The 14,044-nt window shown below is 37.0% G+C and carries 11 protein-coding genes; 3 read left to right on the forward strand and 8 right to left on the reverse strand.

All coding sequences use genetic code 11. From position 1 onward, the window contains the following. Window positions 1-77 precede the first annotated feature (77 nt). Window positions 78-3,833: a fibronectin type III domain-containing protein gene (locus EGI05_RS00420; RefSeq protein WP_123261109.1), complete on the reverse strand. Its 3,756-nt coding sequence runs from the start codon at window positions 3,831-3,833 to the stop codon at window positions 78-80. Between the two features lie 320 nt (window positions 3,834-4,153). Here EGI05_RS00420 and EGI05_RS00425 point away from each other — a divergent pair, with 320 nt between their 5' ends. After that, window positions 4,154-5,800, forward strand: a complete 1,647-nt coding sequence (locus tag EGI05_RS00425; RefSeq protein ID WP_123261110.1) for an ABC1 kinase family protein — start codon at window positions 4,154-4,156, stop codon at window positions 5,798-5,800. A gap of 133 nt (window positions 5,801-5,933) precedes the next feature. Then, window positions 5,934-7,286: a DEAD/DEAH box helicase gene (locus EGI05_RS00430; RefSeq protein ID WP_123261111.1), complete on the forward strand. Its 1,353-nt coding sequence runs from the start codon at window positions 5,934-5,936 to the stop codon at window positions 7,284-7,286. A gap of 51 nt (window positions 7,287-7,337) precedes the next feature. Here EGI05_RS00430 and EGI05_RS00435 read toward each other — a convergent pair whose 3' ends face one another. The 5 genes from EGI05_RS00435 to EGI05_RS00455 all read right to left on the reverse strand — a co-directional run bounded on the left by EGI05_RS00435 (window position 7,338) and on the right by EGI05_RS00455 (window position 11,365). Continuing rightward, a complete protein-coding gene (locus tag EGI05_RS00435; protein WP_123261112.1) occupies window positions 7,338-8,297 on the reverse strand; it encodes a tetratricopeptide repeat protein in 960 nt (319 codons plus the stop codon). A 9-nt stretch (window positions 8,298-8,306) separates the two neighbouring features. Continuing rightward, complete coding sequence (locus EGI05_RS00440; RefSeq protein ID WP_123261113.1) at window positions 8,307-8,963, reverse strand: GDSL-type esterase/lipase family protein; 657 nt, start codon at window positions 8,961-8,963, stop codon at window positions 8,307-8,309. Between the two features lie 65 nt (window positions 8,964-9,028). Further along, complete coding sequence (locus EGI05_RS00445; RefSeq protein ID WP_123261114.1) at window positions 9,029-9,490, reverse strand: lipocalin-like domain-containing protein; 462 nt, start codon at window positions 9,488-9,490, stop codon at window positions 9,029-9,031. A gap of 178 nt (window positions 9,491-9,668) precedes the next feature. Beyond that, window positions 9,669-10,832 (reverse strand): iron-containing alcohol dehydrogenase, encoded by a 1,164-nt coding sequence (locus EGI05_RS00450; protein ID WP_123261115.1) that lies wholly within the window; start codon window positions 10,830-10,832, stop codon window positions 9,669-9,671. A gap of 131 nt (window positions 10,833-10,963) precedes the next feature. Then, window positions 10,964-11,365 (reverse strand): winged helix-turn-helix transcriptional regulator, encoded by a 402-nt coding sequence (locus EGI05_RS00455; RefSeq protein ID WP_123261116.1) that lies wholly within the window; start codon window positions 11,363-11,365, stop codon window positions 10,964-10,966. Between the two features lie 100 nt (window positions 11,366-11,465). Here EGI05_RS00455 and lpdA point away from each other — a divergent pair, with 100 nt between their 5' ends. Continuing rightward, on the forward strand, window positions 11,466-12,866 hold the full coding sequence (lpdA, locus tag EGI05_RS00460; RefSeq protein WP_123261117.1) for a dihydrolipoyl dehydrogenase: 1,401 nt from the start codon (window positions 11,466-11,468) through the stop codon (window positions 12,864-12,866). A 51-nt stretch (window positions 12,867-12,917) separates the two neighbouring features. On the opposite strand, the gene EGI05_RS00465 is transcribed toward lpdA, so the two are convergent. Both EGI05_RS00465 and EGI05_RS00470 read right to left on the reverse strand, forming a co-directional pair. Beyond that, window positions 12,918-13,517: a hypothetical protein gene (locus EGI05_RS00465; RefSeq protein ID WP_123261118.1), complete on the reverse strand. Its 600-nt coding sequence runs from the start codon at window positions 13,515-13,517 to the stop codon at window positions 12,918-12,920. A gap of 34 nt (window positions 13,518-13,551) precedes the next feature. Beyond that, window positions 13,552-13,956 (reverse strand): putative periplasmic lipoprotein, encoded by a 405-nt coding sequence (locus tag EGI05_RS00470; protein WP_123261119.1) that lies wholly within the window; start codon window positions 13,954-13,956, stop codon window positions 13,552-13,554. Window positions 13,957-14,044 lie beyond the last annotated feature (88 nt).

Consider the following 14,044-nt stretch of genomic DNA (forward strand, 5'->3'; position numbering starts at 1 on the left):
ATAGGAATTAAATTAAGATATTATATAAAAAATAAGCTCTCATTTCTGAGAGCTTATTTTATGTTGAAATAATATGATTATTCTTTAATGAATTTCTTCTGAACAGTACCTTCTACATCTTCGATATAGATCACATAAACACCACTGATCAGTTTGCTTACATTGATCTGGTTGTTCAGGATAAATCCGTCAGAGATCAATTGTCCTGCAGAATTATAGATCTTATAAGCTGCTTTGCTGCTGATATTCTTCACATGCAGTACTGAGCTTACCGGGTTAGGGTAGATCATAATATCATCCTGGTTAAGAGAATTCGGAACAGGAACTTTAGAAATTCTTACCGTGTAATCTTCAACTTCTCCATAAGGGAAGCTAGTACAATTCACCGGAATACCTCCTCTCTGCATCGCTACTCTCATCAATACATACTTGTAATCTGCTGTGCTTACGAAAGCGTTAGCTGGTACACTGAATGTTCCCGTAACAGGAGTATTGGTATTCGGACCATTAGCAAGGATTCTTTCATTCGGATCAAAAGTACCGCTTCTGTCGAAATCGATCCATACGGCAATCCCTTCTTCATTTGTAGAGGTCTTCTCAATAGTAATTTCATTTCCTGTAGATCCTTGAATCAATTCAATGAAAGTAGCAGGAGCACCTGTATAATCTGTATAGTTAGAAGCTCCGGAAGGATTCTCCATAGTAGGTTTACCAGTAGGCTTCACCGTTACTTTTGAAATATATTCCTGAGCTGAGCTCTGAGCAGACATCTGACAGTAGATTACTGTAGGCGTTGTGAAGAAATACAATGGGGTAAAGTTACCTGGAGTACCACTACAAATGTTGGCTACCTGCATTTCATACTTTGTTAATTCAAGTAATCCAGTAAGAGTAACTGTATTAGTCGGAGTATTAATTGTAGTCCAGCTTGGGATACCTACTTTTCTGTATCTCAAGATATAAGTTGCTCCAGGGAAAGGATCCCAAACCACAACTGCACTTGTTGGAGTAATAGTAGTAATCGTTAATCCCGGAGGAGGAATTTCACAAGTTCTTTCTGTAGTAAATACCTTAGGGGAAGACCACGGGTTAAGAGTAGTTTCTCCATCACACTTATTAGCGATCTGAACTTCATAGGTAGTATACACATTTAAACCAGTAAGAGGATAGTTATTCGCCGGTGGTGCCGGTAAATTTACCGTTGTCCAAGCAGTGGTTCCTACGATTCTGTATCTCATTGTATATGTTGAACTTGCTGCAAGCGGAGTCCAAGTCACCAATGCTGTAGTTGTTGTGATATTACTGATCGTTACATTCGGAGGAGTAGGATCACATCTTGTCAGGAACTGATTGTGTGAGTACCCTCCTGTAGTTGTATTACAAATGGCAGCCACCTCTACTTCATATTGAGTAGCTGAAAGTAATTGAGTTAAGGTATATGTGTTGGTTGGCGTCGGATAAGGTTGAGCCGGTACAGCTATCGTCTGCCATGTAGGAGAACCAATAGGTCTGTATCTGATTGTATAAGAAGCTTCCCCTGAATCCTGAGGCCATGTTAATGTTACAGAATTATGAGTAATGTTTGTCAATGTTACTACCGGTGTAGTTGTTTTACAGATTACCAGTTTCACATTGTCAATAGCTACAGGTGGTTGAGTACCTCCTGAACCATCATTTCTCCACTCAAATACCAGACGCATCGTAGTTCCTGCAAAGCTGCTTAAGTTTAAGGTAGAATTTAAATACCCTAACCAGGTAGCTTGTTGATTATAATTAGTTCCTAACTGAACTCTTCCTGTACCCGCAGTAATCTGAGTTCCTGCAGTAGGCATATAAGTAGCTGGAACCAACCAAACTCTTAAGTAATCGAATGAACTTTCTCCCACAGCTTTCCAATCAAACGATAGTTTTGCGATCGTAGTTCCTGCAGGAACAGCAATATCTCTATACGCATGAACTGTACTGGCTGATGTAATTGTATATGAATTGGTTGCACCGGCATCGTTGGAAATATAGATAGAATTTCCTGTATTTCCGGTAGCCGCTCCCATAAACCATTTATTAGTTTGAGTACCACTTGTGAACCCGAAATCATTAGGGCCTGTGGTAAACGGCTGATAATATGGTATCGTCGCAGGGATTTGTGTAGTCGTAAAGCTTGGACCCGCTACCCAGATACTTGGATTGGTAGGGCTACACATAGCACGTACCCACCAATAATAAGTTGTATTTGGAGTAAGAGGTGTCAACGTTGTTGATGTTCCTGCAACTGGTGTACCTGCCGTAGCACCGGTAGGAGGAACACCTGTAGTATTAAAGAATACCTGATATCCGTTGGCTGGAGCCGGAGTAGGAGCAGTCCAGTTAATAGTAGCAGTAGTAGACGTAACTGTAGTTACTCCCATTGCCGTAGGAACGAAACATGAAGGAATGAATAAATTGATATTGTCAACAGCAATAGCTGGCTGTGTTCCAATAATACCATCATTTCTCCATTCAAATACCAAACGCATGGTACTTCCTGCAAATGTACTTAGGTTGACAGCCGTGTTAAGGTAATTCTGCCATGTCGTTTGCTGATTAAAGTTACCGCCAATCTGAATTCTACCTCCTCCTGCAGTGATCTGAGTTCCTGCAACAGGCACAAATGATGAAGGTACCATCCATACTCTTAAATAGTCAAAAGTACTTTCACCAAATCCTTTCCAGTCAAAAAGTAAATAAGCAAGAGTAGTTCCTGTAGGTACAGAAATATCTCTGTAAGCATGTACCACACTGGCTGAGTTCACATTATAACTGTTGGTAACTCCATTGTCATTGGAAATATAAATAGAGTTACCCGGATTTCCGGTAACGTTACCAAAATACCATTTATTTGGTTGTGTACCGCTGGTAAATCCAAGGTCATTGGTTGTATTGAAATTCTGCGTGTAAGGAATGGTTGCGGGTATCTGGGTCGTTGTAAAATTCGGACCAGACATCCACATACTGCTGTCTGTAGGGCTACACACTGCACGAACCCACCAGTAATATGTTGTATTAGGTGTCAGAGGGTTTAATGTTGTGGATGTTCCTGTAACAGGAGTTCCAACAGTTGCAGATGTAGGGGGAACACCTGTGGTATTATAATATATCTGATATCCGTTGGCTGGTGCCGGAGTTGGCGCCGTCCAGCTTAAGGTTGCAGAAGTTGCTGTTATAGCAGAAGTGGTTTGCCCCATTGGAACAAGACAGGTAGGAATAAATAAATTGATATTGTCAATAGCTATAGCGGGCTGTGCTCCGAGAATACCATCATTTCTCCATTCAAATACCAGACGCATTGTACTTCCTGCATAAGCGCTGATGTTTAAAGTTGGTGATACAAAAGTTTGCCATGTGGTTTGCAGGTTAAATTGGCCAACCTGAGTTCTTCCGGTTCCTGCAGTGATCTGCGTTCCCGGAGTGGGAGTAAAGGTGGCCGGAACCAACCATACTCTTAAATAATCCCAACCATTTTCTCCTACTCCTTTCCAATCAAATGAAAAGGTAGATATAGTAGATCCTGCGGGAATTGTTATATCTCTGTAGGCTTGAACCACACTGGCAGAATTTACATTATAGCCGTTAGTGACTCCGTTGTCATTGGAGATATAAAGTGAATTACCGGGATTACCCGTAACATTGCCATGAAACCATTTATTGGGCTGGGTACCATTAAGAAGGGTAAGATCATTCGTGGTCGAAAAATCCTGGGTATATGGTAATGTTGCGGCCTGACCATAGGCTTCTGGTATAAAGCCCATATTCATCAAGCATAGAAGAAGAATTAAAACAGTAGAAAATTTCTTCATAAGTTAATATTTTATATTAATAATACAAATCTAAGGGTTTTTTGCTTTTTTGCCTCATTAAATTTTATGTTTTTATAAAAAAAATATAAGGATATGATAATTTCGTTGAAATATTAGATGAGGTTACTTTGAATAAAACGTCTTTTTATTTGTTTTTATTGTATGGTTTTATGCGAATTTGAAGCTAAAAATAACATATTTCTTAATATTTACTTATCAGTCAGTTGTGTATTATTCTATTTATGGAACTGGAATAAAAACTTTTATAATTTTCAATTGGGGAATAATTTTTGAAGTAATTTGCAGCGATTACTTTTACTATGTTTGATAAGCAACAAAGAAAACTGAAAAGATCAGCCAGACTAATTTCCGTGTTAAGCAAATACGGATTTAAGGATATGCTGGCAAGAATGAATGGAAATAAGCAGGAAGATTATCCCCATGATCCGGATGAAATTATATCAAAAGGTACGGTTTATGAGCGAATCAGGCTCGCTTTGGAAGAATTGGGACCTACTTTTGTAAAGCTTGGACAAACTTTCAGTAACAGAGAAGATCTATTGCCTCCTGAACTCATCCAAGAGTTACAGAAGCTTCAGGACAAGGTTGATACTGTAGAAATGAATGTAGAAGAAATCCTGGAAAATGAATTCAATATTCAAGTAAAAGATCATTTTCTGGAAATGCCCAAAGAACCAATAGCTACAGCCTCTATTGCACAGGTTTATAAAGCGGTTTTACTGAACGGAGACCAAGTTATCCTGAAAATTAAAAAACCGGACGTGCAGACGGTAATTGAAGATGACCTTCTTTTGATCAAAGATATAGAGAAGCTGGTTTCCACCTATTCCGAAATAGGAAATAAACTTAATCTTAAACAAGCCATTTCAACTTTTGAAAGATCTCTACTGGAAGAAGTTTCCCTGATTAATGAGAAAAATAATATCCAGCAGTTTGCTTTAAACTTTAAGCATAATAAAGAAACCTATATTCCGAAGGTGTATGAGGAATTTTCCAACAATAATGTGCTTTGTATGGAATTCATAGATGGAATTAAGGTCACAGATAAGTCGGTTTTGCTGGCTAATGGAATAGATCCCGTAAAAGTTTCTGAAGTGGGCTTACGATTATTTGTATCACAAATTCTTGATTATGGCTTTTTCCATGCAGATCCTCACGCAGGAAATATTCTGGTAAAAAGAGACGGCAAGATCGTTTTCATAGATTTCGGAGCGGTTGGCAAAATACAGCCGAATGATAAAGAGATCCTTGAGAACCTTATTGCCAGTTTTGTGGCTAAAAATTCCCACAAAATTGTACGTTATCTGAAAAAGATGGCGGTGAGCTATGAAATTCCTGATGAAAGGAGATTTGAAAATGATGTGGAAGATATCCTGAATTTCGTTCACAGTTCTTCTTTACAGGAAATCAATGTACAGGTGATTATCAACAAAATGAAAGATATTCTGAAAGACAACAGGCTTTATATGCCGGATTATTTTTATCTTTTATTTAAAGGAATAAGTTTGATAGAAGGAGTGGGGAGAAATATTAATCCGGATCTGGATATCGTGAAAAGTCTCCATCCTTATACCAAAAAGATATTCACAAAAAAAATCAGTCCGAAAAACCTGCTGAAAACCGGGATGGACAGGATGATGAACTTCACGGACAATGTAGATGAAATCCCGAAAGAGCTTCGTTCCGTTTTACAGAAGCTAGATGAAAACAAATTCACCGTTTCCAGCGAAATTAAAAACATAGAAAAGACCAATCAGCTGATCAAATCCAGTATTGTCAACCTGATCTTAGCCATGATCCTCGGAGCGAATATGATTGCAACAGCCATTGTTTTTGTTTCAGAATCAGGACCGAGAATTGGAGAAATGTCTCTAATTGCCGTTTTAGGATTTATCTTTTCGGTATTGCTGATCTTAATTCTTTTACTGAGAATAACCAGAAAATAAACACTGAAATGGGTAGCATGGTAATATAGATAAATACCATTAATCATTATTTATTATCAATACAATCATACTGTGCAAAGTTGAAGCATCCCATCCTTTTATATACACAAAAATAAATACCTATCTTTGCAAAATGGAAAAACTCACTTTTGCAGATTTTGATCTTCCGGTTAAAGTTCTTGATGTTTTAGCGGATCTTGAATTGTTCGAACCTACCCCTATCCAGGAAAAAAGCTTAAAGCCGATACTTTCCGGGAGAGATGTTATGGGAATTGCACAAACCGGAACCGGAAAAACATTAGCCTACCTTTTACCTGTTTTGAAGACATGGAAATATAGCAAAAGTGGAAATCCTACAGTTCTTATCCTGGTTCCAACAAGAGAATTGGTGGTGCAGGTAACTGAAATCCTTGAAAAACTAACGGAAAATATTACGGCAAGAGTGATCGGAATATATGGTGGGAAAAATATCAATACCCAAAAGTTATTGTTCAACGATGGTTGTGATATTCTGGTAGGAACTCCGGGAAGGGTGATGGATCTATCCATTGATAATGCGATTTCCCTGAAAGAAGTTCAGAAACTGATCATTGATGAGTTTGATGAAATGTTGAACTTAGGATTCAGACCTCAGTTGACACATATTTTCGAAATGATGAAAGAGAAAAGACAGAATATTCTATTCTCTGCTACAATGACGGAAGCCGTTGATGAAATGTTGGACGAATATTTTGCGAGTCCAATTGAAATTTCATTGGCAAAATCAGGGACACCTCTTGAAAAAATACAACAAACAGGATATAAAGTCGAAAACTTCAATACCAAGATTAATTTGCTTGAGCATTTATTGAAAACGGATGCCGATATGTCAAAGGTTTTGATCTTCAACAATAATAAAAGACATGCAGATCTGCTGTTTACTAAAATAGATGAGCTTTTCCCGGAACAGTTCGATGTGATCCATTCCAATAAGTCTCAAAATTACAGGTTGAAAGCCATGAAGAGATTTGAGAATGAAGAAGTGAGAGGATTGATCACTACCGACGTTATGGCGAGAGGTCTGGATATTTCAGACATTACGCATGTGATCAACTTTGAAGTTCCTGACGTTCCCGAACAGTATATCCACAGAATCGGTAGAACGGGTAGAGCGGATAAAGATGGGAGTGCCATCACTTTTGTGACTAAAAAAGAGGAAACGTTGCTTCTTGATATTGAGTTGCTGATGGATAAAGAGCTTCAGTTTATTGATTTCCCTGAAGGCGTGAAGATCAATCCTAAGAAAATTGCTGCAGAAGAAGAACAGATAGTCATGAAAAATCCTGCCCGAGTGAAGCTGAATGAAGGAGGAGGCGCTTTCCATGACAAGAAAGATAAAAACAAGAAGGAAAATTGGGGGGGACCTTCGAAAAGAAAGGAACCCAAGAAATTTGGAGCCAACAGAGCCCAGCAAAAAGCAAAATCTAAAGCAAAAAGAAAGAAATAAAAATAAAAAACTCCCAAAACGGGAGTTTTTTATTTATTGTTAAAAGAACTTTTATTCAAAATCTATTTTGTTATTTTTCATGATTTCTTTGAATCTTTCTAATTGCCCTTTTTCTTTCATATCCTTATAAATTAAGCTTAATATGGCTTCTGCATCGGCTCTGTAGGCAGATTTTTGCTTGTTGTAAATAATATAGGCTTTGCACATATAGTCCAACGCTTTTTCACTTTCTTTCAAATCCGTAAAATACACTTGTCCAATCCCATAATAGACTTCAGCATCACCAGGATAAATATTATCAAAGGCTAAATAAGCATCAATCGCTTTCTGGTATTCTTTTTTGTAGACATAGGTAATAGCAATATTCTGCAATGGCATTTTACCTTTTGGATCTATTTCAAGAGATTTCTGATAAGCATTGAGGGCATTGTCGTATTCTCCGATTCTTCTGTAGCAAACACCAAGGTTATCCCAAGCATAAATAAATTTAGGATCTTTTTTTAAGGCTAGCTTATAGTTGTTAATGGCTTCTTTCCAGTTCTCTTTTTCAGTAGCCGCTATGGCTTTGTCATAGAAGTCTAGTGCCTCTTTGTTTTTAGACATTTGATCATTGTGGCTTTCCGCAGCAGTCACGAGATCTCTCAATCGGGGACAGTTAGCCATCATATACGTTTCCAGATCATAATAAGCAAGTTTATAATCTTCAGAATCAGGGTTTGTATTAACGGTGATTTTTGTTTTCTTATCCTTATTGTTTTCGTTAGCTGCATCAGATACGCCTTTACTGATTAGGTAAGGAAGCACATTATCATTGAGGCAAGAACTAATTTCCTGGTTCCTGGCTTCTTTGGATTTATTATTTGCATCGACGCTATCAAGACATTTACAGGATTTTTCTGCAGCCCCTTTAATTGCAGTATCCGATAAAGATTTAGCAACTTTATCCTTTTGGGCAGATGTAAATAAAAAGATGAAGAGTGAAATTAAGATGGTTATTCGTTTTTTTATCATGGTATTACATTATTTCATATAAGGATTCATGACTGTAGTCCAAAGTCTGTATCCTTCCGGAGTAATATGAAGCATATCGCTCACAAAAAGATCTTTTCTTACATTTCCATTAGCATCTTGCATAACCTTAGTGATGTCAATGAATTCAGCATTTGGTTCTTTCTTCATAAAGCAGGCGATTTTCTTATTTGCTTTTTTCATTTGCGGCCATAGTTTCTCGCGGCTTGGAGAATATTTGATGGAAATATAATCTACTTCTATAGTTGGAAATTTCTCACGGATTTTAGCATAAAAAGTCTTGAAACGTTGTACCACTTCTTTGGCTTTTAGCTTATGGTTATCAGCAAAATCATTCTCACCGCAATAAATGATGATCTGCTTAGGCTGATAAGGATTCAGAAGGTCTTCTGCGTAATAATTCAGATCAGTCAATCTGGACCCACCGAAACCTCTGTTGATAATGGTTTTATCTGGAAAATAACTGGAAACATCCGTCCATTTGGTAAAAGATGAGCTTCCGATCAGAAGAATGGCATCTTTAGGAGGCGTATTTTCCTGATCTGCTTTTTTAAAGTTCTGAATATCCTGCCAGAACATTGGCTTCTGTTCCTGTGAAAGGAAAAATGTGAAAGCCAGCAATAGAAATGCTGATAAAATCTTCTTCATAATTTAATAATTTTAGTAATTAAATATCTTCTCATAAAAAACTCCCGATTTACCGGGAGTTCTTTTTATCTTTTATATGTTGTATAATAGAGGTCGTTGATACCATCGCCATTAGCATCACCATTATTGAAAAGCTGCATGACTTTTAATTCCGAATTGGAAAGAATCGTTACTAGATACTTTTCTTCCTCCTCCTGATCAAATTTTATGACAAGATCTTTTGTTTCTTCATTATAGGTAAACTTACCTTCATTTTTCCCATTCAACTGGCAGTTAGCATCTGTTCCTGAATAATAGGTATAGCTTACATAATAATCAGTTCTGAAATGTAGGATGTTTTTCATACTGCATCCGGAAGGAGAACCTACTGAAAGTGGAGTTTTGCCATCTTTCCCGGAAATGATCTCTGTTTTACTCACTCTCCAGTCACCTTTTAACATATCCATTTCGTATGCTTGAATATCATCATCTTCACAAGATGTAAGCGCAATGGCAGAAAAGGCAAATAAAAGTAGCTGTTTTTTCATTTTCACAAATTTAAGAATATGCTAAAATATAAATAAATTTGAAATATCTGTAATGAAATGTTGGTTTTTTAAACGAATGTTTGTAAATGATATAATTTTGAGTTAGAAGATAGAAGCTCGGAGAAGAAAGAAACAAAAACTCATAACTCTCAGTTTCCAGCTTCTGATTTCCGGCTTTTTAATAACTCATTTCTACAATCTTATAGGCATCCTGTGGAGTAAGTTTCCTGTATTCTCCCAATCCGGACCAGTTTCTGTCTGTAAAAGCCTTTTCCACTCTTTCAGCAGTACCCTGATATTCTTGTGTATATTCTGAAAGCTTAGTCTGGATATGGAGGCTGTGGAAAAATTCTTCCAGTTTTTTGATTCCAGCTTCCGCTTTTTCCTCTACTGTTCCGTCTTTAATTCCCCAGACTCTTTCGGCATACTGGGCAAGTTTCCCTTTTTTAGTTTCAAAATTATATCTGTAATGAGAAGGAGCAATGATAGCCAATGTTCTCGCGTGGTCTATACCATAATAAGCTGTTAACTCATGTCCCATCGCATGAACTGCCCAGTCTGTGATCACTCCTTTCTGGATCAGTCCGTTCAAAGCCATTGTACAGCACCACATGAAATTTCCTGCAGCCTCATAATCAAAATCATCTGCCATCACTTTAGGTGCTGTTTCCTGTAAGCTGATCAGGATACTTTCTGCAATTCTTTCCTGTAAATCCGCAGAAGAAGGAGCTGTCATATATTGTTCCAACACGTGAGTATATGCATCGGTAATCCCGTTGGCAATTTGGTTTTTAGGAATAGATCGTACCACCTCCGGGTCCAATACTGAAAACTGCGGAAAAAGTCCCGGCCCGCCGGAAGACAGCTTTTCATCAGTCTCTCTTCTGGAAATCACGTAGCCAGAATTCATTTCGGAACCGGTTGCCGGTAACGTTAAAATACTTCCGAAAGGCATTCCTTGTCCTTCCAATGTTCTTACAGAGTTTCTCAGGATATCCCAAGGTTCACCATCATAATGAGAAGCTGCGGAAAGGAATTTGGTTCCGTCAATTACTGATCCTCCACCAACAGCCAAAAGGAATGTGATATTTTTTTCTTTAATAAAATCCAGGGCATTCATCAGAATTTCATACTCCGGATTGGCTGGAACCCCACCGAATTCATATACCTCATGATCTTTTAAAGCTTCTTTTACCTGGTCATAAACACCATTATTCTTGATGCTTCCACCTCCGTAGATCATTAATATTTTGGCATTTTGTGGGATCTCTTTTGAAATTTTAGCGATTTCACCTTTCCCGAAAAGTATTTTGGTTGGATTCTTAAACTCGAAATTAAGCATTGTTCTAAATTTATTTTAACCAAATTTACACATTACTACATGAAAATTGAGTTAAAGAAGTTTTAAAATTATGATGATTGATTTTTATGAAAACTATTAAGCTGATTAGAGGGCACTATATGTAAACTCAATCAATTGGAAAGGAGAGCTTTTGCCCTTTTAATAAATTTTTCCTTATCCCTTTTAATATCCTCGATCAATTTTTTTCTTTCCTCGGGAATCGTCAAATATTTATCACTCCAAAGATTAATTTCTACAATTAAAGGAACCAGATCAATTCCTTTTTCTGTTAAATGATATAAAATTTTCAGTTTATGATCAGGATGATCTTTTTTTGCTATAATTCCGTTTTCTAATAAATTTTGAAGCCGGGAAGCCAGAATATTTGTTGCAATCTTTTCTTTGGATTTCAGGAAATCTCCGTAAGTGCATTCTTTTTTAATCATCAGGTCACGGATCATCAATAACGACCATTTGTCGCCCCATATTTCCAGGGAGCAACTAATCGGGCAGTCTGATCTTTTTTTATTCATAATATTAATATCTAAAAGATTGCTTGCAAAATGAAAGTTTTTATTTTAATTTTACTTGCAAAATAAAAGTAAATTTAATTATAAAAATTGAATAAATCAAATGGAAAATTATGACATTGCCGTAATCGGCTCCGGACCTGGCGGATATGTTGCTGCAATCAGAGCGGCGCAGTTGGGCTATAAAACTGCAATTATTGAAAAATATGATACTTTGGGAGGAACATGTACAAATGTTGGCTGTATTCCTACAAAGGCTTTACTGGACAGTACACATCATTTCTCTGAGGCTCAGCATACATTTAATGAACATGGAATTAAATTGAATCAAATCGAGCTGGATTTTCAACAGATGTACAAGCGAAAAAATGAAGTTGTTTCAAAAAATACTGCCGGGCTTGATTTCTTGATGAGCAAAAATAAGATTACGCGTCTGAAAGGAACAGCAAGTTTTGTCAATAATTCAACAATAAAAGTGGTGAATGAAAATGAAACAATTGATGTTACTGCAAAATATTACATCATTGCAACGGGTTCAAAACCATCAACAATTCCGGGTGTTGAAATTGATAAACAAAGAATTATCACATCAACCGAGGCATTGGCATTAAAAGAACAGCCGAAATCAATGATCATCATTGGTGGGGGTGTGATTGGTGTTGAAATGGCATCAATTTTCATTCGTATAGGAACCCAGGTAACCATTCTGGAATATGCGGATCATCTGATTTCAACAATGGACCATGAATTAGGAAAAGCCCTGGAGAGAATTCTGAAAAAAGGAGGTGTTGATATCCGTTTAAATCAAGGAGTTTATAAAGCTGAAAATTCAGGGTCTTCTGCAAAAGTCTTGTTCAAAGATAAAAATGGTGATGAAAACGAACTGGAAGCTGATTATGTATTGGTTGCAGTCGGAAGAAAAGCTTTTACAAAAGGTTTAGGTTTGGAAAATACGGGTGTTGAACTGGATGAAAGAGGTTTTATTAAAGTATATGAAAATAATAGGACAGCCGTTTCCCATATTTTTGCGATCGGTGATGTGATCGGCGGTGCCATGTTGGCTCATAAGGCGGAAGAAGAAGGAGTTTTGGTGGCAGAAACAATCAACGGACAAAAACATCATATCCATTATGATAGAATTCCTGGGGTAGTGTATACTTGGCCGGAAGTGGCTTCTGTAGGGTATTCTGAAGAATATTTAAAGAAAAACAACATTCCGTACAATGTCGGGAAATTTCCGTTTTCTGCAAGTGCGAGAGCGAGAGCTTCGATGGATACAGATGGTTTTTCAAAAGTTTTAGTAGATCCGAAATATGGAGAAGTGTTGGGGGTTCATGTGATTGGAGCAAGAGCAGCAGATCTGATTGCACAAGGTGTTATTGCTCAGGAATATGAAGTGACGGCCGAAGATATGTTCAGGATCTCTTATGCACATCCTACCTACTCTGAAACGCTGAAAGATGCCTACTTAATTGCTTCGGGACAAGGAGCGATTAATATTTAATTGTTTAGAAACTGGAAACTGAAGGATAAAGAACTTTCGGTTTCCATTGCTTTACTTCAGGCATTCATCACTTTTAAAATAGTTTCCGTTGTTTTTTGCTTCAAGCTTTCCGGTTTTTCTATTAATTGTAATAAAGAAAGATTCTTTGGTTAACGGGCAGGATTTTGTTTTTGAAAGATATAATGAAATATTTTTGTCTCCAATTTTGTAAGAACTGCTTAACTGATTAGTTGTATCAACGACATAACCATACGTATTGGCAATTAAAATGGCTTCCGGAAGATTATCTACAGTTCCGATGAAATCCCTCAATTGCTTTTCATTGGAAAAATATTTGGAACGGCTGTTTTCACAGGCTATAAGATAGGCAAAGCAATCTTCTCCTAAACATTGTTGAAAGAAACCTTTTTCCGGAGCCGGATCATTGATCGTCATATATTCCGGAGCCTGGCTTTCATAGATGATGGCTTTATCAGGATCAGGATTGTTGCGAAATACGGACCAATATTCGTATTTTTTATCAGGGATGATGAAAGGGTAAAGCAGCTCAGTATTGTCTAATACTTCCGGAATTCTTTTGTAGTCCTCGGGAACTGTGTTCTGGCTGAAAACAAAACCTGAGCATAGCAGTAAAACCGGAAATAATTTCATTCTTTAGTTTTTTGCAAATTTAACAAACTGGAATTTATTGAAAAATAATTTTATAGTACCCATTTTCATCTTTCACATCTATCCCGATACCAGTAAAAGTCAGCTTATTGATTTGGTACCCATCACAACCTCCCTTAAATTCTGATGATTGTATTGAAAAATTAAAACCTTTAACATTGGAAGAGAAAGTATAATTTTTTGTACCATTATAAGCACCCACATTTTCTAAAATAATCATATTGTCAGTGGTTTTGGTCAATTGTATATTGCCCTGATTTTCCTCGTGGATTGAATATGAGGAGAGGGTTCCATTGGCAATAAGATTCTCATCATTAGCATCCACAAACTTAAAAACGATCGGTTGAGGAGCATTATAACACTCGTCTCCGCAGCCTATGAAAGTGAAAGCTATTAAAAGAAATATGAATATTTTTTTCATGGGGTCAGTTTTTGTGAAACTAAAACTTTATTAATATAAAATCAAGCTTTAATATTGCAGTTTATTTGTCTAATAAAGATTATTATTC

It is taken from the genome of Chryseobacterium daecheongense (assembly GCF_003729955.1).
Lineage (GTDB): Bacteria > Bacteroidota > Bacteroidia > Flavobacteriales > Weeksellaceae > Chryseobacterium > Chryseobacterium daecheongense.

What these genes read in the sequence shown, in the direction of transcription:
- EGI05_RS00420 (WP_123261109.1), bottom strand. Translation starts at nt 3,833, where the DNA reads ATGAAGAAATTTTCTACTGTTTTAATTCTTCTTCTATGCTTGATGAAT.
- EGI05_RS00425 (WP_123261110.1), top strand. Translation starts at nt 4,154, where the DNA reads ATGTTTGATAAGCAACAAAGAAAACTGAAAAGATCAGCCAGACTAATT.
- EGI05_RS00430 (WP_123261111.1), top strand. Translation starts at nt 5,934, where the DNA reads ATGGAAAAACTCACTTTTGCAGATTTTGATCTTCCGGTTAAAGTTCTT.
- EGI05_RS00435 (WP_123261112.1), bottom strand. Translation starts at nt 8,297, where the DNA reads ATGATAAAAAAACGAATAACCATCTTAATTTCACTCTTCATCTTTTTA.
- EGI05_RS00440 (WP_123261113.1), bottom strand. Translation starts at nt 8,963, where the DNA reads ATGAAGAAGATTTTATCAGCATTTCTATTGCTGGCTTTCACATTTTTC.
- EGI05_RS00445 (WP_123261114.1), bottom strand. Translation starts at nt 9,490, where the DNA reads ATGAAAAAACAGCTACTTTTATTTGCCTTTTCTGCCATTGCGCTTACA.
- EGI05_RS00450 (WP_123261115.1), bottom strand. Translation starts at nt 10,832, where the DNA reads ATGCTTAATTTCGAGTTTAAGAATCCAACCAAAATACTTTTCGGGAAA.
- EGI05_RS00455 (WP_123261116.1), bottom strand. Translation starts at nt 11,365, where the DNA reads ATGAATAAAAAAAGATCAGACTGCCCGATTAGTTGCTCCCTGGAAATA.
- lpdA (WP_123261117.1), top strand. Translation starts at nt 11,466, where the DNA reads ATGGAAAATTATGACATTGCCGTAATCGGCTCCGGACCTGGCGGATAT.
- EGI05_RS00465 (WP_123261118.1), bottom strand. Translation starts at nt 13,517, where the DNA reads ATGAAATTATTTCCGGTTTTACTGCTATGCTCAGGTTTTGTTTTCAGC.
- EGI05_RS00470 (WP_123261119.1), bottom strand. Translation starts at nt 13,956, where the DNA reads ATGAAAAAAATATTCATATTTCTTTTAATAGCTTTCACTTTCATAGGC.